26 protein-coding genes are annotated in these 25,145 nt (G+C 66.2%); 8 read left to right on the forward strand and 18 right to left on the reverse strand.

The genetic code is table 11. The features are described from left to right. Positions 1-96 precede the first annotated feature (96 nt). The gene (locus P8627_RS12580; protein WP_279964479.1) at positions 97-588 is read left to right on the forward strand and encodes a hypothetical protein; all 492 of its coding nucleotides are present in this window, start codon (positions 97-99) and stop codon (positions 586-588) included. 612 nt (positions 589-1,200) lie between these two features. Next, positions 1,201-1,761 carry a hypothetical protein gene (locus P8627_RS12585; protein WP_279964480.1) on the forward strand — a complete coding sequence of 187 codons (561 nt, stop codon included), beginning with the start codon at positions 1,201-1,203 and terminating at the stop codon, positions 1,759-1,761. Between the two features lie 327 nt (positions 1,762-2,088). On the opposite strand, the gene P8627_RS12590 is transcribed toward P8627_RS12585, so the two are convergent. The 5 genes from P8627_RS12590 to P8627_RS12610 all read right to left on the reverse strand — a co-directional run bounded on the left by P8627_RS12590 (position 2,089) and on the right by P8627_RS12610 (position 5,790). Next, on the reverse strand, positions 2,089-2,721 hold the full coding sequence (locus P8627_RS12590; RefSeq protein ID WP_279967465.1) for a tyrosine-type recombinase/integrase: 633 nt from the start codon (positions 2,719-2,721) through the stop codon (positions 2,089-2,091). A 327-nt stretch (positions 2,722-3,048) separates the two neighbouring features. Beyond that, the gene (locus P8627_RS12595) at positions 3,049-3,705 is read right to left on the reverse strand and encodes a hypothetical protein (RefSeq protein WP_279964481.1); all 657 of its coding nucleotides are present in this window, start codon (positions 3,703-3,705) and stop codon (positions 3,049-3,051) included. Between the two features lie 10 nt (positions 3,706-3,715). Continuing rightward, positions 3,716-4,201 carry a hypothetical protein gene (locus P8627_RS12600; protein ID WP_279964482.1) on the reverse strand — a complete coding sequence of 162 codons (486 nt, stop codon included), beginning with the start codon at positions 4,199-4,201 and terminating at the stop codon, positions 3,716-3,718. A 242-nt stretch (positions 4,202-4,443) separates the two neighbouring features. Further along, positions 4,444-4,893: a hypothetical protein gene (locus P8627_RS12605; RefSeq protein WP_279964483.1), complete on the reverse strand. Its 450-nt coding sequence runs from the start codon at positions 4,891-4,893 to the stop codon at positions 4,444-4,446. Between the two features lie 72 nt (positions 4,894-4,965). After that, positions 4,966-5,790 carry a class I SAM-dependent methyltransferase gene (locus P8627_RS12610; RefSeq protein WP_279964484.1) on the reverse strand — a complete coding sequence of 275 codons (825 nt, stop codon included), beginning with the start codon at positions 5,788-5,790 and terminating at the stop codon, positions 4,966-4,968. 278 nt (positions 5,791-6,068) lie between these two features. On the opposite strand from P8627_RS12610, the gene P8627_RS12615 reads away from it, so the two are divergent. After that, positions 6,069-7,025: a LysR family transcriptional regulator gene (locus P8627_RS12615; RefSeq protein WP_279964485.1), complete on the forward strand. Its 957-nt coding sequence runs from the start codon at positions 6,069-6,071 to the stop codon at positions 7,023-7,025. Between the two features lie 24 nt (positions 7,026-7,049). After that, positions 7,050-7,955 (forward strand): LysR family transcriptional regulator, encoded by a 906-nt coding sequence (locus P8627_RS12620; RefSeq protein WP_279964486.1) that lies wholly within the window; start codon positions 7,050-7,052, stop codon positions 7,953-7,955. Between the two features lie 51 nt (positions 7,956-8,006). Here the strand turns inward: P8627_RS12620 and P8627_RS12625 are convergent, their stop codons facing one another. Together P8627_RS12625 and P8627_RS12630 are read right to left on the reverse strand one after the other, a co-directional pair. Then, positions 8,007-8,648, reverse strand: coding sequence for a sulfotransferase family protein (locus P8627_RS12625; RefSeq protein ID WP_279964487.1), 642 nt, complete (start codon positions 8,646-8,648; stop codon positions 8,007-8,009). Between the two features lie 303 nt (positions 8,649-8,951). Next, positions 8,952-9,917 (reverse strand): LysR family transcriptional regulator, encoded by a 966-nt coding sequence (locus tag P8627_RS12630; protein WP_279964488.1) that lies wholly within the window; start codon positions 9,915-9,917, stop codon positions 8,952-8,954. A gap of 100 nt (positions 9,918-10,017) precedes the next feature. On the opposite strand from P8627_RS12630, the gene P8627_RS12635 reads away from it, so the two are divergent. From P8627_RS12635 to P8627_RS12650, 4 genes are all read left to right on the forward strand, one after another. Continuing rightward, the gene (locus P8627_RS12635) at positions 10,018-10,683 is read left to right on the forward strand and encodes a sulfotransferase family protein (RefSeq protein WP_279964489.1); all 666 of its coding nucleotides are present in this window, start codon (positions 10,018-10,020) and stop codon (positions 10,681-10,683) included. A 652-nt stretch (positions 10,684-11,335) separates the two neighbouring features. Beyond that, positions 11,336-12,427, forward strand: coding sequence for an efflux RND transporter periplasmic adaptor subunit (locus tag P8627_RS12640; protein ID WP_279964490.1), 1,092 nt, complete (start codon positions 11,336-11,338; stop codon positions 12,425-12,427). Between the two features lie 58 nt (positions 12,428-12,485). After that, positions 12,486-15,458 carry an efflux RND transporter permease subunit gene (locus P8627_RS12645; protein WP_279964491.1) on the forward strand — a complete coding sequence of 991 codons (2,973 nt, stop codon included), beginning with the start codon at positions 12,486-12,488 and terminating at the stop codon, positions 15,456-15,458. A 22-nt stretch (positions 15,459-15,480) separates the two neighbouring features. Then, positions 15,481-15,912 (forward strand): ion channel, encoded by a 432-nt coding sequence (locus P8627_RS12650; protein WP_279964492.1) that lies wholly within the window; start codon positions 15,481-15,483, stop codon positions 15,910-15,912. A 359-nt stretch (positions 15,913-16,271) separates the two neighbouring features. Here the strand turns inward: P8627_RS12650 and P8627_RS12655 are convergent, their stop codons facing one another. From P8627_RS12655 to hydA, 11 genes are all read right to left on the reverse strand, one after another. Then, positions 16,272-17,267: an ABC transporter substrate-binding protein gene (locus tag P8627_RS12655; protein ID WP_279964493.1), complete on the reverse strand. Its 996-nt coding sequence runs from the start codon at positions 17,265-17,267 to the stop codon at positions 16,272-16,274. A 25-nt stretch (positions 17,268-17,292) separates the two neighbouring features. After that, a complete protein-coding gene (locus P8627_RS12660; RefSeq protein ID WP_279964494.1) occupies positions 17,293-18,129 on the reverse strand; it encodes an ABC transporter permease in 837 nt (278 codons plus the stop codon). Continuing rightward, on the reverse strand, positions 18,126-19,124 hold the full coding sequence (locus P8627_RS12665; protein ID WP_279964495.1) for an ABC transporter permease: 999 nt from the start codon (positions 19,122-19,124) through the stop codon (positions 18,126-18,128). The genes P8627_RS12660 and P8627_RS12665 overlap by 4 nt, the downstream gene beginning before the upstream one ends. 280 nt (positions 19,125-19,404) lie before the next feature. Next, positions 19,405-19,830: a GNAT family N-acetyltransferase gene (locus tag P8627_RS12670; protein WP_279964496.1), complete on the reverse strand. Its 426-nt coding sequence runs from the start codon at positions 19,828-19,830 to the stop codon at positions 19,405-19,407. Then, positions 19,827-20,255 carry a GNAT family N-acetyltransferase gene (locus P8627_RS12675; protein WP_279964498.1) on the reverse strand — a complete coding sequence of 143 codons (429 nt, stop codon included), beginning with the start codon at positions 20,253-20,255 and terminating at the stop codon, positions 19,827-19,829. The genes P8627_RS12670 and P8627_RS12675 overlap by 4 nt, the downstream gene beginning before the upstream one ends. Then, complete coding sequence (locus tag P8627_RS12680) at positions 20,252-20,413, reverse strand: hypothetical protein (protein WP_279964499.1); 162 nt, start codon at positions 20,411-20,413, stop codon at positions 20,252-20,254. Before P8627_RS12680 ends, P8627_RS12675 begins: the two co-directional genes overlap by 4 nt. Continuing rightward, positions 20,410-21,183, reverse strand: a complete 774-nt coding sequence (locus P8627_RS12685; protein ID WP_279964500.1) for an ABC transporter ATP-binding protein — start codon at positions 21,181-21,183, stop codon at positions 20,410-20,412. Before P8627_RS12685 ends, P8627_RS12680 begins: the two co-directional genes overlap by 4 nt. After that, a complete protein-coding gene (locus tag P8627_RS12690) occupies positions 21,180-22,091 on the reverse strand; it encodes a dihydrodipicolinate synthase family protein (protein ID WP_279964501.1) in 912 nt (303 codons plus the stop codon). The genes P8627_RS12685 and P8627_RS12690 overlap by 4 nt, the downstream gene beginning before the upstream one ends. Further along, complete coding sequence (locus P8627_RS12695) at positions 22,084-22,521, reverse strand: hypothetical protein (protein ID WP_279964502.1); 438 nt, start codon at positions 22,519-22,521, stop codon at positions 22,084-22,086. Before P8627_RS12695 ends, P8627_RS12690 begins: the two co-directional genes overlap by 8 nt. Further along, positions 22,518-22,943 carry a VOC family protein gene (locus P8627_RS12700; protein ID WP_279967466.1) on the reverse strand — a complete coding sequence of 142 codons (426 nt, stop codon included), beginning with the start codon at positions 22,941-22,943 and terminating at the stop codon, positions 22,518-22,520. Before P8627_RS12700 ends, P8627_RS12695 begins: the two co-directional genes overlap by 4 nt. Positions 22,944-23,516: 573 nt before the next feature. Further along, on the reverse strand, positions 23,517-24,980 hold the full coding sequence (gene hydA / locus P8627_RS12705; RefSeq protein WP_279964503.1) for a dihydropyrimidinase: 1,464 nt from the start codon (positions 24,978-24,980) through the stop codon (positions 23,517-23,519). Positions 24,981-25,145: the final 165 nt, after the last annotated feature.

Consider the following 25,145-nt stretch of genomic DNA (forward strand, 5'->3'; position numbering starts at 1 on the left):
TCTCACCGTGCAATGCGATCTACGAGCAAGAGATGTTTCTCGTATGTCGCGTTCCGCGTCGGAGCCTGGGGGCGAAGATCGCAAGGAACCAGTCCAATGAAGACCGTGAACATTCTGTCTATCGCTCTCAGCTTCGTAATGGCGGCGTTGTTGCTATTCGGTATGCAAGCCCTTCTGCTGGCATCCGCCTTGTCCGGACATCTGGCGCTCATCGATACGGCCGCGAAGCTGTTCGAAAGCGGCTGGACGACGATCGCCTACGCCGTCTGGTCGGTGAACGCCGCCCTCGTCATCTGCTTCGCTCTCCGCATCCAGTCCATTGCGCTTGCCACTGTCGGCTTCATTCTCGCCGCCGCTGCGCTTTTCGTGGTGCTGGGCGTGATCTCGACACCGACTGGCCTTGCCATCGTGATGGCCGTCTCGGCTCTGCTCATTCCGTCCGTCATCGATCACTGGCAAGCGAAGCAGGGGATCGTCCGGACCGTCGACATAGCCGAGGTCGAGCAGGCATTGACCGGCACGCGAGATCTTCAGAACGAGGCTCGGTCGAAGCGGCCGGAGGTCGGGGGTCAAGGGTGCCTAACATGACCGCTCAATCCGTCCTGACGATGGGGCGCTTGAACGGCTGGCACAAGGCTCTTGGTAACAACCTTGCCGGCGGCATCACCAGGATCCTGCGCAGAGCCCTCATGGGCCGCGCGGATCACCGGAGTCTCAGCGCCTCGCTCCGACGAAAGAGGCAAGGCGATTTTTTGGCCTGTAGGAGTTCGCAGCCCCGCTGTCCGGATGCGTCAGGCAACTGGCCACCGCGCAAGCCCATGATGGATCAAGCGGGAAGCTGCCGGACGTCGGCGTCGGCCCGTGCAGTCACCTTGACCATCAGACAGATCTGACGCGAGGTCACGCCACGGGTAGCAACACGCCCCCCAAAGGCAAATGAGCATTTGCTCTCGCCCGGCCGCTCGCGCGGTCGGGTGTCTTTTCCGTCGCTACGGAGCAGACTGGTTCCATTTGGGACGCGCCCGAACCGAGGCGCGCGTCGGCGCGTTCATGTAAGATGCATGTAAAACTCTGTAGATCTTTGCATTTTCGCAAGAGCGCCCTCAGGTGCTTATGTCCGGATTTGGGCACGTTTGCCCTCGTTTGGCCGGAGTCCCGGCGCGTGATGCATGCATCGGAGATCCAAAGAGGACCGTCATCATGCGACTGGAACAAGTAGTTCACTACGGATCGCGCCTTGCGCTTGCCGCGGCGATCCTCGCAGGGACACACTTCGCCATGGTCGGTGCGGAAGCCTACGGTTTCGACAGCATCGCCGATGTCTTCGGCTCCTATACCAATCCGGACGCTGTCGTGGTCGCCTACGCGATCTGGATCGTGAACGCCGCGTTGGTCATTCTCCTGGGCCTGCGCCTCCAATCCTTCTTCCTCACGGCCGTCGGAATGAGCATGAGCGCTTCGTCCGTCGCAACGCTGGTCGGCTGGAGCTCGGTCTTCGCGGCTGTGGCCATTGTCGCCGCCTGTATGCCGTTCGTCTTGAAGGCGACCGTTTCGTCCCGATCAACCGGAGCTGCTATGCCCTTCTCGCGTTTCGACACGGTCGTGGCGCGGCGCAATATCGCGGACGACCTCATCCGCATAGCTCGTCTGCGCCGGCTCGCCGGCCTTCGCCGGCGCGCCGGTATTGCGGGGAAGTTGCAGCGGCAGGCGCGACGCATGTCGTCACCGATTGATTGCATTCCTCAGCAGATCAGCTGCTGAGGGATACCCAATATCGCCAAACCTGCATCAGGTGGAACAGCTGCATCTATCTAGGGCGGTTTCCGATGTGCCGGATCGCCTATCTCATCTGGACCACCGATGCGGCGCTGGTCCTGCTTCTCGCCTGCGTTACTCGATCGGCTGCAATTGGCGTTATGAGCCTTGCGCTGGCGATGGCCACGATCCTCATCGCGCTCGGTTGGATCTCGACGCCGGAAGGGATTGTCGTTGTCACGATCATTGCAACGGCCGTCGCGAAGCCCGACCACGCGGCGGCGAAGGCCCAGTGGCAGCTTGGGGCCGGCCACTACCGACCGGCCCGATATCTCAGAGCTCCACCGCTTCCGCGATGGCGAGCGCATCTTCGAGCTCGACGCCGAGGTAGCGCACCGCGCTATCCATCTTCGTATAGCCGAGCAGGAGCTGCACCGCGCGGAGGTTGCCAGTCTTGCGATATATCTGCGCCACCTTGGTCCGACGCATCGAATGGGTGCCGTAGGCGCTTGGCTCGAGACCAATGGAGGTCACCCAGTCCTGCACGAGGCGGGCGTATTGCCTTGTCGAAATATGCCGGCGTTCGTGAAAGCGCCCCGGCCAGAGATGCTCCGACCCGACCATCAGCGGAGTTTCGAGCCAAGTCGCGATGGCTTTTCGCGTCCCCTCGGTGATTTCGAAGCTGACCGGCCTCTGGGTTTTGCTCTGGACGATCGAAGCGCGGTGTTTGACCTGTCCGGCCGCATACACGTCAATGACCTGCATTTTCACCAGGTCGCATCCTCGCAACTTGCTGTCGATCGCGAGATTGAAGAGAGCAAGCTCATGGGTCCGCTGAGCGATCTCGAGGCGGACCCGGATCGCCCATACATGCTTTGGCTCGAGCGGACGCTTCTGACCAACGATGCGGCCTTTGTTCCAAGCGGGACGGCAGGCGCGGATGGCTGGCAGGTTTGTAGTCGGCAAGACGGTTCCTCCGATCCACCACGCCCGCCACGTCTTCAGCATCATGCCGACGGCCGAACGTACCAGATCCGCCGCGCTGCGGTGGGATCACGGCGGGCCAAGCCTGCCGCACCGCCGCATTACGGCTTTGAGCCCAGAGCGGTCGCCGCGCCGTCGCATAGCATTCGGCATTGTGGGCGAGCCGCGATCTTTGGCTTCGGTAGCGAACGGGCTGCGCATCGCAATCCTGCTGGCTAAGGGCGCATCGGATCACCTACCAATCGGCTCCAGACCCTGCTGCGTCTCTGGCCTCGCGAGCCGAGGCTCCAGCGCGGCACGCCGCTCGCGTCAGAACCGCAATCCGAAGAGTACCATCGCCAGCGGCACCGGAGAGACGGCAAGCGCGATTGTCGCGACGGTCGCGAGCGGCGAAAAGATGCCGCTGAGGCCCGCCATGAGCATGATACCACCCCCGCCGCCGATGACCGAATTCCCGGGCGTGTTCACAGCCAGAGCAAGCGCGAGATAACGATAGCGGATCGCAAGCCGCAGCGCGCGCGCCGACTGCCCGTCCAGCAGCATCGCAAGACGATCGTCGCCCGACAGGGGCGCGGCCCGGGCGACGAGGTCCGCGGCCCGGTGCATCCGAATGGCCGACAGGACCCGCCGCAACAGGTCGATGGGCAGGAACCGCCCCGCCGTGTAGGCGAGGATCATGGACGCCACAGTGCAGATATATATCAGCGGAGCGATGGCCGCGCCGAAGGCCGCGAGCATGGCCAGCCCGATCTCGGCTCCCGGAACGAAGGGAAGCGCCAGCAGCCCGATATAGGCTGCCGAGCCGAGCATGATCATGCGGTGAACCTGCTGTTCGTTATCGGGTCGGATCTGCAGATTCAGCGCGTCGCGGACGATGTGTGCGCCCCAACTGGCCAGCACCAGTACGGCGACAAGGATGGCGACGCGAAAAACGATACCGCCCAGCGAAGGATCTGCCGGGCGCATGGCGCGGATCTCAGCCGGAAACGGCGATCGCGGCGTCGAAATCGGTGGCCGTGCCCGACGCCTCGAGCGCGATCTGGTTGGTCCAGTACCAGCGGCGGGTCGTCCATGTTCCTTCAAGCGTGATCGTATCGCCGACGACCTGGCCGTAGAACACCACCGTGTGCGGTGCATCAGGACAAATGGTGGTTGCCGTGAAATGGATCACGTCGTCGATGACCTTGGTCCGGTAATCAGACCAGCCGAAATCACAATAGTTCTGGCAGTCAACCGACTGGAAGGTCCCATCGCGGAACAACAGTTCGTCCTCGAGGACTGCACCGCTTTCAATGTCGGAGCCCAGAACCACGAAGGCCCGGCCGTCCAGCGCGCCGCTCGATGACCATGCGCCTTCGGGCACCTGCAGGTCGGGAATGTCCTCGTTCATCACCGACATCGTTGCGGCCCCCGTGCCGAGCGTCGCGAGCCCGATTGCGACCACTTGAAGGATCTGGGTCATGACGATCTCCATCGGATGTCTGAATTTGACGTCTGTCGAGGGCAGGTGACGTCCTCACGCTATTGCACGGTGTGGCCACAGACAAAACGAAAATTGCGCATTCAAGTTGCCAGCACCGGCTTCGAGCGAAGGATGAGCAGGTCGGATCATGCATGCCCGTTTTATCATTCCGGCGATGATCCGACCTGCCGCTTGGGCCCTGACCCGCCCTTGCACTTGCGCGCCTTGGGCGGCTGTCTGTCTCATTCGACCCCGAGGACTTCTGAGAACATGCCGGCATAGGCCGGACGCGCCAGGGTAACGCCCTCTTCAAGAGCGGGATGCGGCGAAAGCGTCGTCATGTAGCCCACATCGAGCATTGTCAGATATGACTGACCTTCCTCCTCGTAGAACGCGATATTGCCGCAGGGCATCATGGCCAGGTTGTGCAATCCTGCTTGAGCCACGTAGCCGCGCATGGCGTTGAAGCAGATCTTCATGCCGACGGCCGCGCCGCCCATCATTTCGAATTCGCCATTGAGCGACCAGTCGTCGCTCATCGCGATGAAATCTCGGATCAGCGTGGCAGCCTCCTGCGGCGTCTGCCTCAACTCGTGAATGATGAAGTGTTCGGAAACTTCGGCTGTTGCGGCATGCGCCGAGGCCAGGCCGGAAATGGCTGCAACGGACAGAGTCTTCAGGATCGTGTTCATGGGTCTGCTCCTTGTGGATGGACAAAGCGCCTGGGCCCGGGACGGCCTTCTTCGAACCGTCCCGGGGCGGTCTCAGCGGGCCTTTTCTGCCATGAGGATGCGGAAGGTCGCGCCGATGCGGTACCCTCCGTCCGGCTGGACAAAGGGCGCGAGCGCCGCTTCATGCGCTGCGTCGAGGGCCGCCTGTCCACTGGCTTCCGCTGCCTTGAACGCGACGCCCGACGAGCCGAGCCCCTTCTGCGCCGTGACGAGGTCCGGATAGGTCCAAGGGGAGTCGACGTCGAAAGCCTCGCGCGGAGTCAAGCCGGCGCGCGCGGCAAGCTCTTCGAGCTTGCCCGGTTCGGACAGCGCGAACGGACCGGAGGCATTCGCCGGCATCGGCGGCAGCAGAGGCTTCAGCGCGGCGACAAGCGCCGTGACCTCCATGCTGCCGGGCTCGCCCCAGGTCATGATGAACACCTTGCCGCCCGGCTTCGTGACGCGGCGCGCCTCCTGCAAGGCGGCGACGGGATCGGCGGCGAACTGGAAGGAATTGAAGCCGGTCACGACATCGAAGCTGTCATCCTCGAAAGGCATAGCCTCCAAGTCGCCCTGTTCCACGCGTGCGCCGGGAAGACGGTCGCGGGCGACTTCGAGCAGCCCGGCCGAAGCGTCGATCCCGGCAACCTCCGCGCCAAGATCCGCGGCCAGACGCATAGCCAAGCCGGCCCCGCAGCCCGCGTCGAGCAGCCGCGTTTCGGAGCCGACGGGCACCTTGTCGAAAACCGCATGGTAGCCGGCGGCGCATTGCTGTTCTTGGATAAGGGCCCAATCGGCTGCGCGTGCGCCCCAGATCCGGCCATTGGCGTCTCCGCTGAGCGCGTGTGCCGCGGCTCCCGGTCTCTCGATAACTGTCATCGATCTTTCTCCCTCAGGTGGCCCGGGCGGGGCAAACCTCTCCATTCGGCGCCGGTTGTGGGCTCCGCGGATCGGCCGCCGCCGGGAATGAAATTCAGGGCCTTGGTCTTTGACTGCCACATTGCCGCAGAGCAGCTCTGTCAGGCTCGTTTCTGTGAAAAGCGTATAAATTCAGTTTCTTGCCGGAGTATCGCAGGTCAGTCGATGCTTTCCATTGGACATGAACACAGCATCTGCCGCAGGCTCGATGCAGTCCAGCGAAACGATTTCAGGCCGGCATGAGCCAGATTCAGTTACACAAAATCGATCTCAATCTTCTCTCGACCTTCGAAGCGCTGATCGAGGAAGGCAGCGTCGCCGGCGCGGCGGACCGTCTGCATCTGACGCCATCCGCTGTCAGTCACGCCCTCGGCCGAATGCGATCGCAGTTCGACGATCCGCTCTTCGTGCGTGTCGGAGGAAAGATGCAGCCGACACCGCGGGCGCTGGTGCTGGCGGGTGAGATGGCGCCGATCCTACGCAGCCTGCGCCGCGCGCTGGAGCCGGCCGAGCCCTTCGATCCGGCGACCACCGATCGCGTGTTTCGGATCGGGCTGCACTCCATGCCCGCGTTCATCGCGCAGGTCACTGCGCAGATCGGGGACGCGGCGCCGGGCGCCATGGTGGAATGGGTCAGGATCAAACCGACCAACCAGAACGATCTTGTCGACGGGCTGATCGACCTGCTGCATGTGGGCGGCCCGGCACATCTGGTGGACGGGATCCAGTCGGTCGATCTTGCGCCGATCACCTTCTTCAGCTTCGTGCGGCGCGGTCACCCGGCCGCCCGGAGCTGGAGCGCCGAAATGGCCGGGCGGTACCGCTACCTTCAGGTCGCCGTGGAGGACACCGGCGGGACGCCGATCGAAAAGGAGCACCGGGTGATGAACCGACCGCGAACCCTGGGCGGCAAGGTGCATGATTTCCCGCTCGTCGGTCCGGTGCTCGCGCAAACTGATCTCATCACGACGCAGCCGAGCATCGCGATGCAGGAGATCTGGAAACGCTACGACCTGCAGCCGCTCGAGCCGGTCGCCGCGCCGAAGGATTTTCCGATGCGGTTCGCATGGTCGGCGCGCAGCGCGACCGATCCCGGCAATGTCTGGCTGCGGGAGACAGTGATCGCGGCCTATCGGGACCACGAGGCCGATGTTACCGCGCAGATGCAAGCGGTCGCCATTCCGCTCGGCGCATGAAAGCGCACCATGTAAGGAACCGCCATGACCGAACCGAACTGGAGCGATTTCCGCATCATCCTGGCCCTCGATAAGGGCGGGTCCGTGACTGGTGCGTCGCGGCTCCTCGGTGTCGACGCCTCGACCGTCAGCCGCCGTCTGGCCGCGGCAGAGGAGGTCTTCGACGCGGTCCTGATCGTTCGCGGCGGCGGCGCGTTCCGCTTCACGCCCGAGGGGCTGGCGGTCCTGAAGGCCGCCGAGGCCATGGAGACGACCGTCAGCACAACCACGCTGAATGTGCGGTCGATGCGGCAAGCCGCTGTGGGCACGGTCCGCATCGCCTGCGTGCCGACGGCCGCGCATGTCCTGCGCCCCCTTGTGGGCGAGGTAACGGAGGCCCATCCCGGCCTTCATGTCGACCTGATGAGTTCGATCTCTGGCGTCGATCTGTCGAAAGGCGACGCGGATATCGCGGTGCGGACGATCCCGCCAAAAGACCCGGGCCTTGTGATCGCGCATAGCTTTACCTGGGGCAGCTGTCTTTATGCTTCGGCCGACTACCTCGCGCGGGTCGGACGGCCCGGAGCACCGGAAGATCTGCGCGAGCACCCGCTCGTGCGCTACAACGCGCCGCTCCTGCATGCGCGCGCCTTCGGCTGGGTGGAACAATTCGCCGACCCCGACCGCCCGGCAACGCGGGTCGAGAATTCCGACTCCGCGCGGGTCATCATCGAACAGGGCGGCGGGATCGGCCCATTGTTCTGCGCGGTAGGCGATACCTGCCCGACCCTCGTGCGCGTGTTTGCCGAGCCGTTCGACCAGATGGACAGCTGGGTACTCTACCACGAGTCCGCCCGCGGTTCGGCCAAGGTCCGCGCGGTTCTAGATGCCCTCGTCACCTTCCTGAAGACACGCGGCCCGGCGCTCAGCGGGCTCGGGGCGGCGGCCTGACCAAGGGCGCGGCGGCCCCCACCCAAGGCCGCCGCAGGGTTCGATCAGGTCTCAGCCGACCGGCTCTTCCTCAAAATTGTCCCAGAACTCGTCGCGGCCGTTGCTGCGCGGAAACGGCTGGTCCGGCACCGGCACGTCAAGGAAGTCGCAAAGCGACGCCCAGCCGTCCGACGGCGTAAAGACGAGCAACCGCTCGTCGGGGACAAGCTCGCGCACCAGCCGGTTGTTTCGGCGATAGGCCGCAAGCGCCATTTCCTTGTCGGGAATTCCGCCGAAGGTGTCGTCGATATAGAAAGGCGTGAGCTTGACAAAGATGTCCTGAACGTGAGGCGGCATGTTCCGTGTCAGCCGCGCGTGGTTGGCCCAGACCTTCAGCACGGTCTTGCTGAAGCTCGCCCACCACTCCTCTTCGGGCCGTTCGTTGTGCAGAACCTTAGCCTCGGGGAAGACCTCGATCGTTTGCTGCCAGACGCGGCCGCCGGGAAAGTCGACCTGCGAGGTGTAGCCCGCGAAGACTGCCTCCCAGTCCACGGGCTCGCAGCGCGCGACCTCGGCCCAGATTTCGACTTGGGCAGGGTTGGCGAAGAGTTCCATCATGTGGTGGCAGGGGCCGAAGCCCAGCGTTTCGAGGGCTGTCTTCGTGGACAGGGTGCCGGTGCGGCTCATGCCGGTTCCGATGATCTTGAGGGACATTCTGATCTCCAATGCGTTTCTTGCGTTTCAAGATCGCCGGTCGGAGGCCGCAAGGGAGTGTGCGACTGGGGAACTTCCCCAGCCAACTCTTGCCCATCGTGCATGGCCGATCGTTTCAGCGATGCGATCAAGCTAAAGCAAGGGCACTCCGTCCGCGCCGCACAAGATCGCAAAAAGCGATTGCAGAATTCCTCGACCCCACCGCGCGCCGCAGGCCGTGACCGCGGCGGATCGAGTCCGCGACCCCGGAAGCGAACCAGGGGCTGAACCCAATCGAGAAGACGAGGGGCGTGACCCGTTCGATCAGGCCGGTCGTGCGGAGCGTTCGAGCAATTGTGCCTCGACCCGGGAATTGGCCTCTGCTTGGACTGTTTCGTATGTGTCCATCAGCAGGGATCGGAGCCATAGGCTGCCGGGATCGCGGCTCAGCCGTGACGACCATACGAAGCGCACCGGAAACCGTTCCGGCGTCACCACAGGGCGCATCGCGCGAAGGTTGTGCAGCTCCATCTGGCTCGCCATCAGCATGGAAGGCAGGGTCGTCAGCAAGTCGGTCTCGGAAAGCACCATTCCCACAGCCGCGAATTCCCCGATTTTCGCGCCGATGCGCCGAGTGGTCCCCGGATCGTCCTTGCGCGCATCGACGGGGCTCAGGGCGTTGGTGTCGATCTTGACCTGCAGATGCGGCCATCGCGCCCACGCCTCCGGCCCCCAATTATCCAGCGCCGGATGATCCGCGCGCGCGAAGCTGTACCAGGTGAACGGTTCCATCTCCCGCCCATCGAGTCCCTCCGGCAACCGCAGATCCCCGCCCACATGTGCAACGTCGATCAGCCCGTCGGCCACTGCATCGTAGACTTGCGCGCTCACGTTCAGCCATTCGATCGTCACTCCGGGCGCCTCCGTCCGGGCATGAGCCAAGACTGCGGCGACGAGCGATGGAAACGACGACATCATGATCCGGAACACCCGGTCGCTGGTCGCCGGATCGAACGGATTGCGCGGTGCAAGCATTCGACGCAGGCCACGCAGAACGGGGCGCACGTCCTCGATCAACTCGAGCGCATATGGGCTCGGCTGCATCCGCCCGCCGACCCGCACCAGAAGCGGGTCGTTTAGCTGTGTCCTCAGCCGCCCGAGCGCATGGCTCACCGCCGACGGCGTTATCGACAGCCGGTCGGCTGCTGCGGCCAGCGTGCTCTCCTCCATCAACGCCTCGAAGGTGACGAGCAGGTTCAAGTCGATCCGGTGGAGTTGAATCTCGCTCATGGGCGATGAAATCGTTTCGTTTCCCGAGAGGCGCTTTGCATGAGACAAGGAAGACGCTCCGGAGCGCAACACCAAACATCCGATCACAAGGAATGGTGCGATGACCCTCAAGGTAATCGGCTCCGGCTACGGCCGCACCGGCACGATGACGATGAAACAGGCCCTGGGGACGCTCGGCTTCGGCCCAACCCATCATATGACCGAAGTGATGTCCCATCCCGAACAGCTCGCCCACTGGAAGGCGATCTTCGCCGGTCAGAATGTCGATTGGGCCGAGGTCTATGCAGGCTATGGATCGCAGGTCGACTGGCCTGGCGCATCGGTCTGGCAGGAAGCCTCCATCGCCTTCCCCGAAGCGAAGGTGATCCACACCGAACGCCCCGAAGAAGACTGGTGGGCCAGCTTCAACGGCACCATCGGCAAATTCTTCGCCGTGATGGACACTCTCGCGCTGCCGCCCGAATTTGCAGAAATCTTCGGAACCATGAAGGTGGGCGTCCTGCCGCGCGCGTTCGGCGATTTCACGGACCGGGACAGCGCCATCGCCGGCTACCGCGCGAACAACGCCCGCGTGCGCGAGATCATCCCCGCCGACCGGCTCCTTGTCTTCAACGTCGCCGACGGCTGGGAACCCCTTTGCCGTTTCCTTGATGTGCCCGTCCCGGACATGCCGTTCCCGCGCACCCACGCCCGCGACGAGTTCTGGGCGCATTTCGGCGGCGAACCGGAGATGCCGAAACGTCAGGCCAAAGCCGCGACGAACTGACGGACTGGTCGGGTCGCAGGACCCGAACGCCAGCATAGCCCGGTTCGAGGGGCCGTTGCGCGCGGCTCCGGCCGACGCGGCCCCCAAAGAACGACGGTGCCCGACATGATCCGGCCTCGCCTCTGATCTTGGCCCTGTGGCCAACGCGCGCTTCCGCGTTCACGCGATGGATCGACTGAGCAACTCCGCCTGCACCCTGGACGCCGGCCGGAGTTGTCTGGCACCCGACGCGGCGAGGATAAACCGCCCGCGGAACGCGGCCCGAAGGTCCGAAGTGGACCAATGCAGGGCGTTTGCAACGCAAGTCACGGATGGCCGGTTTGGGCCGTTGGATGGTCGGGATGAACGCCGGCGCCAATAGTCTGCCGAGGGCAGGGCAAGCGTAGGTGGAAATCCCGACTTCCGTTCTGCTGATGGTCGATCTTCAGTTTGCCACGTTCCGAACAAAACCCCTTCGCCTTGCAGGCATCTGGTACCAGCCGGGCGATCGATGCCGACCTGTCTGGACCGATCCCTCCTGCCGCCGCCCCGCCGCAGGGTTGTTTCGTATCGCAGGTCTTTTCTGTTAACTTAGTAGCGGGCGACGCTGTGGCGCCAGGCATTACGGACGCGGACGGCTCGCCTCCGGCTGGAACTTTGCCTGGGCGTATCGATGAAACCAGCATTTGCCTTCCTGATCCTCATCCTCCCCGTTCTTGGATGTCGCGAGGACGCCCCCACACCGGAGACGCCGGTGCGCGGCATGAAAAGCTTTCTGGTGGAGGAGCCCGCGAGGGTCGCCACGCGGCGTTTTCCGGCGGTGCTGGAGCCGCCCGAACTCACAGTGCTGTCGTTCGAGACTGGAGGTCGGCTGGAAGAGATCGACCTGTCTATCGGACAGCGCGTGACGCGGGGCGAGGTGATCGCGCGCCTCGATCCGACGACCCTTGAATTGCAGGTCGCGTCCGCAGAGGCCGCGCTGAACGAGGCACGAGCGAACGCGACGAACGCGCGGGATACGCTCGCGCGGCAACTGGCACTTCTGGAAAGCGGGACGGTCACGCGGGTCGTTGTAGAAGAGGCGCAACTGCAGGCAGACGCCGCCGATGCGCAGCTTGTCCGGGCGGAAAAGTCGCTTGAAACCGCGCGGGAAGCTCTCACGGCCGCCGAGCTTGTGGCCCCGTTCGACGGGATCATCAATGCGGTCGAGGTCGCGTCTTTCGCGACGGTGGGTGTCGGCAGCCCGGTCGTCACGATCTATCCGGCGGACGGCTTCGAGGTCTCTTTCTCTGTGAGTTTCGACGTCGTCGGGCAACTGGTCGTCGGTACGCCTGCGAGGGTGCGGCTTGCTGATCGCCCCGGTCTGGTGCTTGGGGCCTTCGTGTCGGAGATCGGCTCCCGCGCGGACGCGGTGTCGAGCTTTCCCGTCGTTCTGGAATTGCGCGAAAGCGACCCGGTCCTCAAGGCCGGCATGGCCGTCGAGGCAGCCATCGACCTGCCCGCACCGGTGCGAGAGGGCTATCCGCTGCCGCTGAGCGCCGTCATCCGCGACGGGCATGCGGGGCCGGACGGGGGCCGGATGGGCGTTTATGTCTACGACCCAAACACTTCGACCGTGCAGCGGCGCGACGTGACTGTGAACGGCATCCGGGAGAACCGGGTTGTAGTGCTGGACGGACTGGTGCCGGGCGATCGCGTGGCCGCGGCGGGGGTTTCGTTTCTGAGGGACGGACAGGAGGTAAGGCTCCTCGGTCCGGGCGAGTGACGGCATGGACTGGCTCACTCGCTTCGGTGTCGAGAAGTCCCGGCTGACGCTGCTGGTCATGGTCGGGCTGCTCGTGATCGGGACGCTGGCCTATATCAGCCTTCCCAAGCGCGAAAACCCGGCCATCACCATCCGCACCGTCATCGTCTCGGCCCAGTTCGCTGGCATGGCGCCTGAGCGCGTCGAGGACCTGATTGCGATCCCGCTGGAACGCGCGGCCCGCGAGATCGGGGAGGTGGACGAGATCTCCACCCTGATCATGACCGGCTCTGCCCAATTGAACGTCGTCGTGGCCGACCGGGTGCCAGCGGGCGAGCTGGATCAGGTCTTCACCGATATCCGCACGCGCATCGAGCAGGCTGCGCGCGAGATGCCGGAGGGTACGCGCGGCCCCTTCGTGAACACCAATTACGGAGATGTAGCCGTGGCGACCGTGGCCGTCACGGGCGACGGGTTCTCGATGGCCGAGATCGCGAGGGCCGCCGAAGATCTGCAGGCCGGTCTCTACGCGGTCGATGGGGTGACGAAGGTGACGCTTTCGGGCCAGCAGGAGGAACGCATCTGGCTCGAAGTCGACGCCCGTCGCCTCGCCGCTGTGGGCGTGCAGATCCCCCGGCTTCTGCAGGACCTGCGCGACCAGAATGTCATCCTCCCGGCGGGCCAGATCGACGCCGACGGCACGACCATCGTCCTCGAAGCGAACGGCGATCTTGATGGGATCGCGGATGTGGGCGCGGTCCTGACCCAGCTTCCCTCGGGCGACGTGATCCGCCTGCGCGATGTGCTGACGCCCCGCCGGGGCCATGTCGACCCGGCCGTCCGGCCCGTCTATTTCAACGGCGATCCGGCGGTTCTGGTCAGTATCGAGATGGCCGATGACCGCGACATCCAGAAGCTGGGCCGAACCCTGCGCGCCGAGATCGCAAGGCTAGAGACGGCGCAACCCATCGGGATCAGCTTCAACATATCGACCTTCCAGGAAACCGCCGTTACCCAATCGATCAACGGCGCGCTGTCGAATGTCGCGCAGACTTTCGCGGTCGTGCTGGTGGTGATGCTTCTCTTCCTCGGCCTCCGCCCCGCCCTTGTGATCGCCAGCATCGTGCCTTTCACGGTCACCTTCGCGCTGCTCGGGATGGCACGGCTCGGCATCGATCTGCAGCAGATCTCCATCGCCGCAGTCATCATCTCGCTGGGCCTTCTGGTCGATAACGGCCTCGTAGTCGTCGAGGACATCAACAGCCGCATCCGCGCAGGGACGGAGCCCAAGGTCGCCGCCGTTGCCGCCGGGGGACAGTTCTTCGTCCCTTTGGCCGTCGCCTCCATCACCACCGTCTCGGCCTTCCTGCCGATGATGATCCTCGACGGAACGACGGGCGAGTTCGCGTTTTCGCTTGGCGCGGTCGTGGCGCTGATGTTGGTAGGCTCCTGGCTCTCGGCCCACTACATCCTGCCATTCATCGCCGCGTCGATCCTGCGGCCGAAGCCTGCAGAGGGCGCGGGCGAAAGCCGGCTGATCCGCGCCTATGGCGCGCTGATCCGGCGCATTCTGCCGCTGGGCCTGCCGATCTTGGCCGCAAGCTACGCGCTGGTCGCTCTGGGGATCACGCAGTTCGGCGCCCTCAGATCCGAGATGTTTCCGCTGTCCGAACGCGCCGAGTTTCTCGTCTATCTCGACCTACAGAAAGGCAGCGCGCTTTCGGCCACTCGTGATGAGAGCCTGGCCGTCGACGCGTGGCTGCGCGATTCGGACGCGAACCCCGAGGTCACCGACACGACCCTTTTCGTGGGCCATGGCGGCCCCCGCTTCTACCTCGCGCTTGCGCCCGCGGATGCCAGCCCCTCCAGCGCCTTCCTTCTGGTCGGCACGAGGGATTTCGACGGTGCCGTCGCTGCCGCTGACCGCACTCGCCGCTACCTGCGCGAGAGCGCCCCTGCCATCCGCGCCCGCGTTACAAGGCTCTCCATGGGCGGCAGCGAGTCGGGCATTGTCGAGATACAGATCACCGGCCCCGATGCCGACACATTGCTCGACGCGGCAAAACGGGTAGAGGCGGGCTTCGATGCCGTGCCTGGCCTCATCCTCAACCAGAACGATTGGGGCAACAAGACGATCACCATCAGCATCGATATCCAGCAGGATCGCGTGCGCCAACTGGGCGTCACCTCCTCGGATATCTCCAACGTGATGGCGGCGTACTTTTCGGGCACGTCCGTGTCAGTCCTGCGCGATGGCGACGATCAGATCCCCATCGTCGTGCGCGCCGAGGAGGTCTTTCGCGACAGCATCGAAGACCTTGCCAACCTTTCGATCCCCACCGAACGCGGCCTCGTTTCGCTCGACCAGGTGGCGCGGTTCGTCCCCCGGCTGGAGCTGTCGCAACTGCGCCGCCAGGACCAGGTCCGCCAGATCACTGTCAGCGCCAAGAGCGGCACACTTTCTGCTGCGGAAGTTGAGGCCATCATCGCGCCGACACTGACCGCGCTGGACCTTGGGCCCGGATACAGCGCCGAGATCGGCGGCGAAAGCGCGGATGCGGCCGAGGCGAACGCTGATCTAATCGCGGGGATGCCGCTGGCCTTGGTCGTGATGATCCTGGCGCTGACCTTCCAGTTCAACTCGTTCCGCCGCGTGGCGCTCACGTTCCTGACGATCCCGCTGATCCTGATCGGCGCGCCCATCGCGCTTGGCCTTACCGGCCAGCCGCTTTCGTTCTTCGCGATTCTGGGGCTGATCTCGCTGATGGGGATCATTATCAACAACGCCATCGTCCTTATCGATCAGATAGACATCGAACGCCGGACGCTCCCCCTAGACGACGCCGTTGTCGAGGCCGCCAGGAAGCGGATGAGCCCGGTTCTGCTGACCTCGGTCACCACAGTTCTGGGGCTTGTCCCCATGGCGCTGATGGGCGGCGCGCTGTTCGAGCCGATGGCCACGCTCATGATCGGCGGGCTCCTGCTGGCCTCGCCGCTGACGCTGATCTTCGTGCCGCCGGTCTACCGGCTTCTCTTCCGCAGCTCGGCATGACGCGTCCGATCCGGGCAACCTGATGGCGATCGTTCTCCAGATCGCGCTCGGCGGCGCGCTGCTGATCCTCTGTGCGCTAATGCATCTGGCCGTGGCCGCGCGGGCGCTAAGCTATCTCCGCCACGCCAGGCCGTTTGTGGCGCAACCGTCACCCCGCCGTTTCTTCAAGGTGACTGGCGGCCTCTTCGCCGTCTTCCTCGCGTCGCACACGGTGCAGATTTACCTCTGGGCCATCGCCGTCTGGCTCACTGGGGCCCTGACGGGCCGCGAACCGCCTATCTATTTCGCCCTCGTCACCTACACCACGCTTGGCTACGGCGACGTGACCCTGTCCGAAGGGTTCAGGGTCTTCGGCGCGATGGCCTCCGTCACGGGTATCCTGATGTTCGGCCTTACGACGGCATTTCTTGTCGGCGTGTTCAGCAACGCGTTGAATGCGGCGCGAAAGGAGTGACTGAAGCGCCTGCCGTACAGGGGCCTCCGCGATCGAAATCAGGCTCGTTCGGAAGCATCTCTCCCGTGAGAGGCGAGATATCAGCCCATCGTTGCCCTGGCATCTTGTGTCCAGACCCTTTCGTTCATCCGTACTCGCAGGCCGCCACGTTTGCTCGCTTTGTGAAGCATCGTCGGTCAAGAATGAGGAGCCGCAATGCAGCACCGCTGTCCCTCGGCGAAGGGCGGCTTCGGTGCAGGCTAAAATGCGGTGGCGCCAGACAACGTGAATGTCCGCTTCGGGTGGTAAGCGACCCAAGAGGCGGAACGGAAAAAGGGCGGCCCGGGGGCCGCCCTTCGCGTTCCGGAGGAACCCAACCCTCAGTTCAGCGCCTCGTCCGTAATGTCGGAGGTCCAGGCGCCCTCGGGCTGCTGGGTGATGACCGGGTCGGAGCCGCCGGCCAGCAGCGTGTCGACGGTGCGCTGGAAATCGGCCTCGTCGAGCGATCCGTCGGAGCCCGCGGTGAGCTTGGCGATCTCCTCCATCATGCGCTTCTGGTGGGCCTCGGTCTGGGCGCCGGTCTCGTCGTATTCGAGCACGATCTCCGCGGCCTCCTCGGGGTTCTCCTCGGCGTATTTCCAGCCGGCCATCGAGGCGCGCACGAACTTGACCATCTTGTCGCGGAAGGCCGGGTCCTCGAGGTTCTCCTCCAGCACGTAGATGCCGTCCTCGAGCGTGGCGACGCCCATATCCTCGTATTTGAAGGTCACGAGCTCGTCCTCGGTGACGCCCGCATCCAGCACCTGGCCGTATTCGTTATAGGTCATGGTCGAGATGCAGTCGGCCTGGCGCTGCAGGAGCGGGTCGACGTTGAAGCCCTGCTTGAGCACGGTCACCCCGTCCTCGCCGCCATCGGTGGGGATGCCCTCCTGGCTCATCCAGGAGAGGAAGGGGTATTCGTTGCCGAAGAACCAGACACCGATGGTCTTGCCGCGGAAATCCTGCGGGCCCTCGATGCCGGTGTCCTTCCAGCAGGTGAGCATGAGGCCCGAGGTCTTGAAGGGCTGGGCGATGTTGACGACCGGCAGGCCCTTTTCGCGGGCCGAGAGGGCCGAGGGCATCCAGTTGAGCATGGCGTCGGCGCCGCCACCGGCGAGCACCTGGGGCGGCGCGATGTCGGGGCCGCCGGGGAGGATGGTGACCTCGAGCCCCTCCTCCTCGTAGAAGCCCTTCTCGAGGGCGACGTAATAGCCCGCGAACTGGGCCTGGGTGACCCATTGCAGCTGGAGCGTGACGGAATTGTCGGCATGGGCGTCGGCGAGGGCCGGCCCGGCGAGGCCGAGCGCGATGGCGGCGGATGCGATGAGGTGTTTCATGGTGGTCTCCCTGTGGTTGGCGCGCTTACTGGCGGCGCGCTCTCTGTGATGGATGCCAGAAGGTCATCCGCTTTTCCAATGCCGCGATGAGCCCGTAGCTGAGCGAGCCCGCGACGGCGGCGACGACGATGGAGGCCCAGACCATGGGCAGGTTCAAGCGGCCGACCTCGGTGGAGATGCGGAAGCCCATGCCGAGGGTGGGGCTGCCGAAGAATTCCGCGACGATGGCGCCGATCAGGGCGAGGGTGGTCGCGATCTTGAGGCCGTTGAAGACGAAGGGCAGGGCCGACTGGATGCGCAGGTAGCGCAGCTCCTGGCCGGGAGTGGCGCCGTAGGTGCGCATCAGGTCGCGCTGCATGGGCTGGTTGTCCGCGAGGCCCGCCACGGTGTTCACGAGGACCGGGAAGAACACCATCACCACGACCACGGCGGCCTTCGATTCCCAGCCGAATCCGAACCACATCACGAGGATGGGCGCGGTGCCGACGATGGGCAGGGCGGCGACGAAATTTCCCACCGGCAGCAGGCCGCGGCGCAGGAAGTCGGAGCGCGCGACGAGGAGCGCCGTGGCGATGGCCGCGCCGCAGCCGATCAGCCAGCCGGTCAGCGCGCCCTTCAGCACGGTCTGCACGAAATCGGCCCAGAGAACGGGGCCGTTGGCGGCGATGGCGGTGGCGATCTGGCTGGGGGCGGGCAGGATGACGGTCGGCACGTCGAAGAGGCGGACGGTGAGCTCCCACAGGACGAGGAGGGTCAGGCCGAAGAGGACGGGCGCGGCCCAGCGCGCGGCGGAGCGCCCGGCCAGCCAGACGTTCAGACCCCAGAGCGCGGCCCAGGTGCCGAGGATCAGGACGCCGCTCATCGCGCGAGCCCCATGCGGCGCAGCGTGACCCGTTCGAGAAGCGCGATGGCCGCCACGAGCGCAGCGGCGACGATGGCCGCGCCGAAGAGCGCCGACCAGATCTGTACCGTCTGGCCGTAATAGCTGCCCGCGAGCAGCCGCGCGCCCAGGCCGCGGACGGCGCCGGTGGGAAGCTCCCCGATGATCGCGCCGACGAGGGCCGCGGCCACGGCGATCTTCAGCGAGGCGAAGAGATAGGGCAGCGAGGCGGGCAGGCGCAGCGAGACGAGGGTGCGCAGGCCGGAGGCGTTCCAGGTGCGCATCAGGTCGAGATCGGAGGGCGCGGGTGCGCGCAGGCCCTTCACCATGCCGACAGTAACCGGGAAGAAGGACAGGTAGGCCGAGATGATCGCCTTGGGCACGAGGCCCTGCACCCCGACCGAGTTCAGCACGACGATGATCATCGGCGCGATGGCGAGGATCGGGATGGTCTGCGAGGCGATGGCCCAGGGCATGACCGACAGGTCCATGACGCGGCTATGGACGATGCCGATGGCCAGGAGGATCCCCAGCGCGCTGCCGAAGGCGAAGCCCAGCAGCGTCGGGCCGAGCGTGATGCCCGCGTGGAAGACGAGGCTGCGCCGGGAGGTGATCTTCTGGCCCACCGTGGTGTCCCAGAGCTCGGCCACGACCTGATGGGGCGCGGGCAGGCGCGGGCGTTCCTGCGCGAAGGCGCGGGCCGCGGCTTCGCCCGGATTGGCGAGCGCGAGCGACAGCCCGCCGCTCTCGCGCCGCTCGGCGGCGGTGGCGGGGGTGACCGCGATGCCCGCGCGTTCGGCTTCCAGAAGCGATTGCCGGGCGTTCATCGGGATGCAGGCCAGGTACCAGAGCGCGATGAGCGCGGCGACCACCGTGGCCACGGGGACGGCCTTGGCGGCCAGCCCGCGAACGATCAGGCCCACGCGGCCCGACCGGCCGATCGCGGCGCCGGGGGCGGAGAGGGGCGCGTCGCTCATCGCGTCCTCCGTCGCGGATGGGGCGCGCGGGGCGCCACGCGTATTTGCCGATCCGTGATGCGGCGGGCGCGCGTTAAGGTTAATGGATGGCGCCCTGACATCACGGGTCCGGAAATACTCAGGCGCAAATCGCGGCGCGGCGCGGCGTTTACGCTTTTTTCACCCTGGGCGGGGCAGCTTGGACGCGCGGTACAGGCTGGAGAGCCGATGGCCGTGACCCGTGATGCGGGGGGGCGGCATGGCCTCCCCGTATCCTTCGCGGCGGGCTCGCGGGCGGGGCTCATCGGGTCCACTCCATCCGGATCTCGGGCCCGCCGTCATCCCCCTCAAGGTCGCGCGCGACGATGCGAAACCCCTCGCGCGCGTAGAAGCGATGGGCCGCGTGGTTCGGCGCGTGGCTGTTGAGTTGCAGCCGGTCGCGGCCGCGCTTGACGTGATCGAGCAGCGCGCGCCCCGCGCCGTGCCCGGGCGCGCGGGCATAGAGCCCGACGATATGCGCCGCCTCCAGGCGCATCGACAGGTAACCCGCAACCGCGTCCCCGGCCTCGGCGATCCAGGCTTCGCGCTTCGGGATGCCGTCGCGCATCGCGGTCTCCAGCGCGTCGCGCGCGGGCCCCGCTTCCATCCAGGCGGTCGCGGCGATCCAGTCCGCGACGATGGCGGCGCAGGCGGGCGCGTCTTCGGCGGTGGCGCGGCGGATCCTCATGGCCCGCGCTCCAGAAGGATGTCGGGCAGGCCTTCTTCGTTCGCGCCGTCGCTGCGGGCGATCTCGGCGAAACCCAGCCGGTAGTAGAAGCGCCGCGCGGGGGCGTTCGCGACGAAGGTCCAGAGGCGCTGCGACCCGTCGCGGACCGCGTCCAGCAACCCGGCGCCCAGCCCCCGGCCGCGCGCGTCGGGGGCGAGATAGAGCGCCGTCACCAGGGGCCCGTCGGCGGCCACGAAGCCGCAGACGGCATCCGTCCCGGCGACCATCACGGTGGCCTTCGGCAGGACCCGGTCGCGGTAATGGCGGATGACGTCGCCGTGCGAATGGATGCGCGGCATCCAGGGGGTCGCGTCGATCCAGTCGTTCAGGATGGCCGCGCAGGCGGGCGCGTCCGCGGCCGTGGCGCGGCGGATCGGGAGGGTCATGCGCCCCTCCGCTTCCAGATACGCCAGAGCGAGGACAGGATCACGAAGCCCGCCAGCGTGCCGGTCAGCGGGTTCACCATCGCGTCGAAGCGCGGCGCCAGCAGGAACCAGAGCGCCACGGCGATGGCCAGGATGTCGGCGAGGGTGGGCCAGGTCATGCGGCCTCCATCCCCTCGCGCAGGCCCTCGCGGACGCGGTGGGCGACGGCGAGGAATTCGGGCGTGTCGCGGATGTCGAGCGGGCGCTCGGCCGGCAGCGGGCTGTCGATCACGTCGGTGATGCGGCCCGGGCGGGGGGACATGACGACGATCTTGGTCGAGAGATAGACCGCTTCGGGGATCGAGTGGGTGACGAAGAGCGTGGTCTTGTTGGTCCGCCGCCAGAGCGAGAGGAGTTCCTCGTTGAGGCGGTCACGCACGATCTCGTCGAGCGCGCCGAAAGGCTCGTCCATCAGGAGGATCGGCGCGTCGAAGGCGAGCGCGCGGGCGATCGAGGCGCGCTGCTGCATGCCGCCCGAGAGCTGCCAGGGATATTTGCCGGCGAACTGGTCGAGCTCGACCAGTTCGAGGACGCGGGCCATGCGCGCCTCGCGCTCGGCCCGGGGGTAGCCCATGATCTCGAGCGGCAGGGAGACGTTGCGGCCGATGGTGCGCCAGGGATAGAGGCCCGCGGCCTGGAAGACGTATCCGTAAGCGCGCGCTTTCCGGGCGGCGTCGGGGGCCATGCCGTTCACGGTGAGCGTGCCGCCGGTGGGCCGTTCGAGGGCGGCGACGCAGCGCAGGAAGGTGGTCTTGCCGCAGCCCGAGGGGCCGATGAAGGAGACGAACTCGCCCTCGGTCACGTCGAGCGTCACGTCCTTGAGGGCATGGACCGGGCCGTCGCCGGTCTGGAAAGTGAGGTCGAGGGATCGGGCGGAGATGACGGTCATGCCGGTTCCTTGTCGGGTCTCGTGATCGCGGCGAGCGCCTGGGCGAGGCGCCCGGCCGCCGCCAGTGGCAGCGGCAGGAGCGGGCGGGGCAGGGGCGCCGGGCCGAGGCCCAGCCGGTCGACCGCCGCGTGGGCGAGGCGGATCATGCCATGGCGACGCGCGAGGTCCCAGAGGGGCGCGAGTCGGGCGTCCAGCGCCGCGCGGGCCGCGGCATCTTCGCGCGCGGCCCAGAGGGCGGCGGCGAGCTCGGGCAGGGTGCCGGCCAGGACGGAGTACCACGCATCCGTCCCGGCGGCGAGCGCGCGGGCGATGGTGGCGTCTCCGGAATAGCCCAGCGCGAAGCCGGGCGCGCAAGCGGCGCGGAGCCGCGCGAGCTGTCCCGCGACATCGCCATCCGCCGGGGCCGGGTTCTTGACGGCGGCGACGCCGGGGGTCCGGCTGAGCTCGGCGATGAGGCGCTCGGAGAAGGTGAAGCCGGTGGTCGTCGGATTGTTGTAGAGGCAGATCGGCCGCTCCGTCGCGGCGGCGGTGTCGGCGACGAGGGTCCCCACCTCGGCCTCGGTCAGCGGCAGATAGGCGACGGGGGCGAGCAGCAGGCCCGCGGCCCCCGCCCGGGCCGCGTCCTCGGCGTGGGCCAGCACCTCGCGGGTGGTCAGCGCGCCGATGCCGCAGAGGACGGGGATGCCGTTGGCGGCCGCGACGGCGGCGGCGGCGGCGCGGGCGCGTTCGGCGCGGTCGAGATAGACATAGCCGCCGGTGGAGCCGAGCACCCCGATCGAGTCCGGCTTCGTTTCGGCGATCCGCGCGACGAGGGCCTGCAGCCGGTCGGTCGCCACCCGGCCCGCGCCGTCGGTCGGCGTGACCGGGAAGGCCGAGAGGCCGGTGAAGGGCGCGGCGGGGTTAGGCATCGGCTTGGGTCTTCCAGTCGAGGAGGGCGGCGGCGGCGGCGGCGAGGCCCGCGCCGCAGGCGAGCTGGAGCGCGAGGCGCGGCCAGTTCCAGCCGTCGCGCAGCGCGAGCGCGGCCTCGGTCAGGAATGCGGCGGGCAGCAGGAAGGCCGCGATGGCGGCGGCCAGGGCCGGGATGCGGCCGCGCGGGCGCGCGGCGGCGAAGGCGCGGCGGGCGGGCGGCGCCAGCGCCAGCGCGAAGAGGATGGCGAGCGGCGTGGCGACGGGCAGGAGCCAGGGCAGCGAGTCGACGAGCTTGCCCAGCGCGGCGCCGAGCGTGGCGGACTCGCCCCGTGTGAGGGCGAAATAGGTGAGGACCGCGTTGGCATAGGTCAGCGCGGCAAGGGCCAGCGCGGTGGCGCGGCGGGAGGCGAGGAGGGCGTCGGGGGTCATTCGGGGTCCCAGAGCCTGGCCTCGGCGAATTCGACGCTGTTGCCTGCAGGATCGCGGACATAGAGCGAGCGGGCGCCGTTGGGCCAGGCGAAATCGGCCTCGATCGCGATGCCCGCGGCTTCGAAGCGGTCGCGCCAGGCGTCGAGCTCGGGCGCCTCGGCGCGGAAGCAGACATGGCCGGGGCCGGTGGCGCCATGCGGCGGGACGGGTGGCGCCTCGGGCTCCGGGGGGCGGGCGGTGGCGGCGGGGTCGAAGATCAGAAGCACGCCCCGGCCGCAGCGGAAGAAGACATGGCGGCCGGGCGCCTCGGCGGTCTGTTCGAGGCCGAGGGTCTCGCCGTAGAAGCGTTTGGCGGCGTCGAGGTCGCCTGCGTAGAGGGCGGTTTCGAGGATGCCCCTGACAAGAGATTTGCGACGGGAGATCGTAGCTTCCCGATATTGTTCTTGCTGAATGGTAAGCCGGGTGTAGGTCTTTTCCGTCGCCGGATCGTTTGCAAAGAATTCATGGAGGTCTTCTAAGTGCCGTGCGGCTTCGAAATTCTGACCACTCAAGAATTTTTTCAAATACGGATACCAGTAGCAAAATAATTCTACGAAGTATTTTGCTACAAGCGGCTTGTTGACCGCATCTTCTTCGATTGCTATCGCGAGATATTGATATTCCCTTATGATATCCCAGACGCAATCTGCGTAGGACTCATCTTCATATTCGGAGAGAATATCTTGATAGGACTTTCCGAAGGTTTCTTGCATGACGCTATTTGCGTCGCGCCGGGATTTCAGTACGGCAGGAGAGTTGAAGTGCCTATGAAGCTCGAGGGAATAGGAGCGTTGGGAGTCTTCTCTCGCTGCAGTCTTGTCGCGGAGGGCAAAATAGCGTCGCATCAAGAGGACAGCGGTTGCGCCAAGAACGCCCCCGAAAATCGAGCCCAGAGAAATTTCGCCTAGAATTACCACGGCGCCTTCTCCGCTCCATCCGACATCGCCAAGGCTGCTCTAAACCCCCGCCGGAATGTTCAGCGGATCGCGCTCGATCTTGCGCGGGGTGTTGAGCGCCTTCCATTTCGACAGCGCCTTCGCCGCCGAAGGATAGGCCGGGCGGCGCACGAACTTGCCGCGGCCGGGGCGGGGCTGGGAGTTCTGGCCGTGGGCCCAGACGACCTCGCCGCGGCTCAGCGTGTATCGGGGGGCGGCGCCGAGATGCATGCCGTCGAAGACGTTGTAGTCGATGATCGATTTCTGGGTGCTGACCGAGACGGTGCGCTGAATCGACGGGTCCCAGACCACCACGTCGGCATGGCCGCCGACGTTGAGGCCGCCCTTCATCGGGTAGATGTTCAGGATCTTGGCGATGTTGGTCGAGGTGACGGCGACGAATTCCTCGGGTGTCAGGCGGCCGGTCTCGACGCCCTTGGTCCAGAGCATGGCCATCCGCTCCTCCAGCCCGCCGGTGCCGTTGGGGATGCGGGTGAAATCGTCCACGCCCATGCGCTTCTGCTCGTCCGAGAAGGCGGCGTGGTCGGTGGCGACGACCTGCAGCGACCCGGAGGCGAGCCCGGCCCAGAGGCTGTCCTGGTGGGCCTTGTCGCGGAAGGGCGGGGACATGACTCGCCTGGCGGCATATTGCCAGTCCTTGTCGAAATACTCGGTCTCGTCGAGCGTCAGGTGCTGGATCAGCGGCTCGCCATAGACGCGCATCCCCTTCTGGCGGGCGCGGCGGATGGCTTCGTGGGCCTGCTCGCAGGAGACGTGGACGATGTAGAGCGGCGTGCCGGCGGCGTCGGCGATCATGATGGCGCGGTTGGCGGCCTCGCCCTCGACCTCCGGGGGGCGGGAATAGGCGTGGCCCTCGGGGCCGGTGATCCCCTCGGCCATGTATTTTTCCTGCAGGGCGGCCACGACATTGCCGTTCTCGGCATGGACCAGCGGCAGGGCGCCCAGCTCGGCGCAGCGCCGAAACGAGGCGAACATCTCGTCGTCCTCGATCATCAGCGCGCCCTTGTAGGCCATGAAATGCTTGAACGTATTGATGCCGCGCTCGCGCACGACCTTCTCCATCTCGTCGAAGATCGTCTCGGACCAGCCGGTGATCGCCATGTGGTAGGAGATGTCGGTGCAGATCTGGTCCTTCGACTTGCGGTCCCAGTCGTCGATGGCGCTCAGGAGCGATCCGTCCTCGCCCGGCAGGCAGAAATCGACCAGCATGGTGGTCCCGCCCGCGGCGGCGGCGAAGGTGCCGGATTCAAAGGTCTCGGCGGCGGTGGTGCCCATGAAGGGCATTTCCAGATGCGTGTGCGGGTCGATGCCGCCCGGGATGACGTAGGCGTCGGAGGCGTCGATGGTCTCGTCGCCAGAAAGGTTTTCGCCGATCTCGGCGATGGTCTCGCCCTCGATCAGGATGTCGGCCTTCCACTGGCGGTCGGCGGTGACGATGGTGCCGTTCTTGATGACCTTGGACATGAGAGCCTCCGTTCTAAGGCTGGGGGGTTGCGAGGCGGGCGCCGAAGCCCGGGGAGACACGGCCGGTCACGGCCCTGATCGCGCGCCGGGCGCGGCCGGCGCGGCGGGGACGACCGGCAGGGTGGCGATCGCGGCGAGGGTGAGACGGGTTTCCGGGGTCATCGG

It is taken from the genome of Jannaschia sp. GRR-S6-38, from assembly GCF_029853695.1.
GTDB classification, from domain to species: domain Bacteria; phylum Pseudomonadota; class Alphaproteobacteria; order Rhodobacterales; family Rhodobacteraceae; genus Jannaschia; species Jannaschia ovalis.

Bases quoted from the DNA above. Each gene is read 5' to 3' on its own strand.
- P8627_RS12660 (WP_279964494.1), bottom strand. From the start codon at position 18,129: ATGAGCGGCGTCCTGATCCTCGGCACCTGGGCCGCGCTCTGGGGTCTG.
- P8627_RS12635 (WP_279964489.1), top strand. From the start codon at position 10,018: ATGACCCTCAAGGTAATCGGCTCCGGCTACGGCCGCACCGGCACGATG.
- P8627_RS12665 (WP_279964495.1), bottom strand. From the start codon at position 19,124: ATGAGCGACGCGCCCCTCTCCGCCCCCGGCGCCGCGATCGGCCGGTCG.
- P8627_RS12640 (WP_279964490.1), top strand. From the start codon at position 11,336: ATGAAACCAGCATTTGCCTTCCTGATCCTCATCCTCCCCGTTCTTGGA.
- P8627_RS12585 (WP_279964480.1), top strand. From the start codon at position 1,201: ATGCGACTGGAACAAGTAGTTCACTACGGATCGCGCCTTGCGCTTGCC.
- P8627_RS12645 (WP_279964491.1), top strand. From the start codon at position 12,486: ATGGTCGGGCTGCTCGTGATCGGGACGCTGGCCTATATCAGCCTTCCC.
- P8627_RS12695 (WP_279964502.1), bottom strand. From the start codon at position 22,521: ATGACCCCCGACGCCCTCCTCGCCTCCCGCCGCGCCACCGCGCTGGCC.
- P8627_RS12595 (WP_279964481.1), bottom strand. From the start codon at position 3,705: ATGCGCCCGGCAGATCCTTCGCTGGGCGGTATCGTTTTTCGCGTCGCC.
- P8627_RS12675 (WP_279964498.1), bottom strand. From the start codon at position 20,255: ATGACCCTCCCGATCCGCCGCGCCACGGCCGCGGACGCGCCCGCCTGC.
- P8627_RS12655 (WP_279964493.1), bottom strand. From the start codon at position 17,267: ATGAAACACCTCATCGCATCCGCCGCCATCGCGCTCGGCCTCGCCGGG.
- P8627_RS12610 (WP_279964484.1), bottom strand. From the start codon at position 5,790: ATGACAGTTATCGAGAGACCGGGAGCCGCGGCACACGCGCTCAGCGGA.
- P8627_RS12580 (WP_279964479.1), top strand. From the start codon at position 97: ATGAAGACCGTGAACATTCTGTCTATCGCTCTCAGCTTCGTAATGGCG.
- P8627_RS12650 (WP_279964492.1), top strand. From the start codon at position 15,481: ATGGCGATCGTTCTCCAGATCGCGCTCGGCGGCGCGCTGCTGATCCTC.
- P8627_RS12605 (WP_279964483.1), bottom strand. From the start codon at position 4,893: ATGAACACGATCCTGAAGACTCTGTCCGTTGCAGCCATTTCCGGCCTG.
- P8627_RS12690 (WP_279964501.1), bottom strand. From the start codon at position 22,091: ATGCCTAACCCCGCCGCGCCCTTCACCGGCCTCTCGGCCTTCCCGGTC.
- P8627_RS12670 (WP_279964496.1), bottom strand. From the start codon at position 19,830: ATGAGGATCCGCCGCGCCACCGCCGAAGACGCGCCCGCCTGCGCCGCC.
- P8627_RS12630 (WP_279964488.1), bottom strand. From the start codon at position 9,917: ATGAGCGAGATTCAACTCCACCGGATCGACTTGAACCTGCTCGTCACC.
- P8627_RS12600 (WP_279964482.1), bottom strand. From the start codon at position 4,201: ATGACCCAGATCCTTCAAGTGGTCGCAATCGGGCTCGCGACGCTCGGC.
- P8627_RS12620 (WP_279964486.1), top strand. From the start codon at position 7,050: ATGACCGAACCGAACTGGAGCGATTTCCGCATCATCCTGGCCCTCGAT.
- P8627_RS12615 (WP_279964485.1), top strand. From the start codon at position 6,069: ATGAGCCAGATTCAGTTACACAAAATCGATCTCAATCTTCTCTCGACC.
- P8627_RS12625 (WP_279964487.1), bottom strand. From the start codon at position 8,648: ATGTCCCTCAAGATCATCGGAACCGGCATGAGCCGCACCGGCACCCTG.
- P8627_RS12680 (WP_279964499.1), bottom strand. From the start codon at position 20,413: ATGACCTGGCCCACCCTCGCCGACATCCTGGCCATCGCCGTGGCGCTC.
- hydA (WP_279964503.1), bottom strand. From the start codon at position 24,980: ATGTCCAAGGTCATCAAGAACGGCACCATCGTCACCGCCGACCGCCAG.
- P8627_RS12685 (WP_279964500.1), bottom strand. From the start codon at position 21,183: ATGACCGTCATCTCCGCCCGATCCCTCGACCTCACTTTCCAGACCGGC.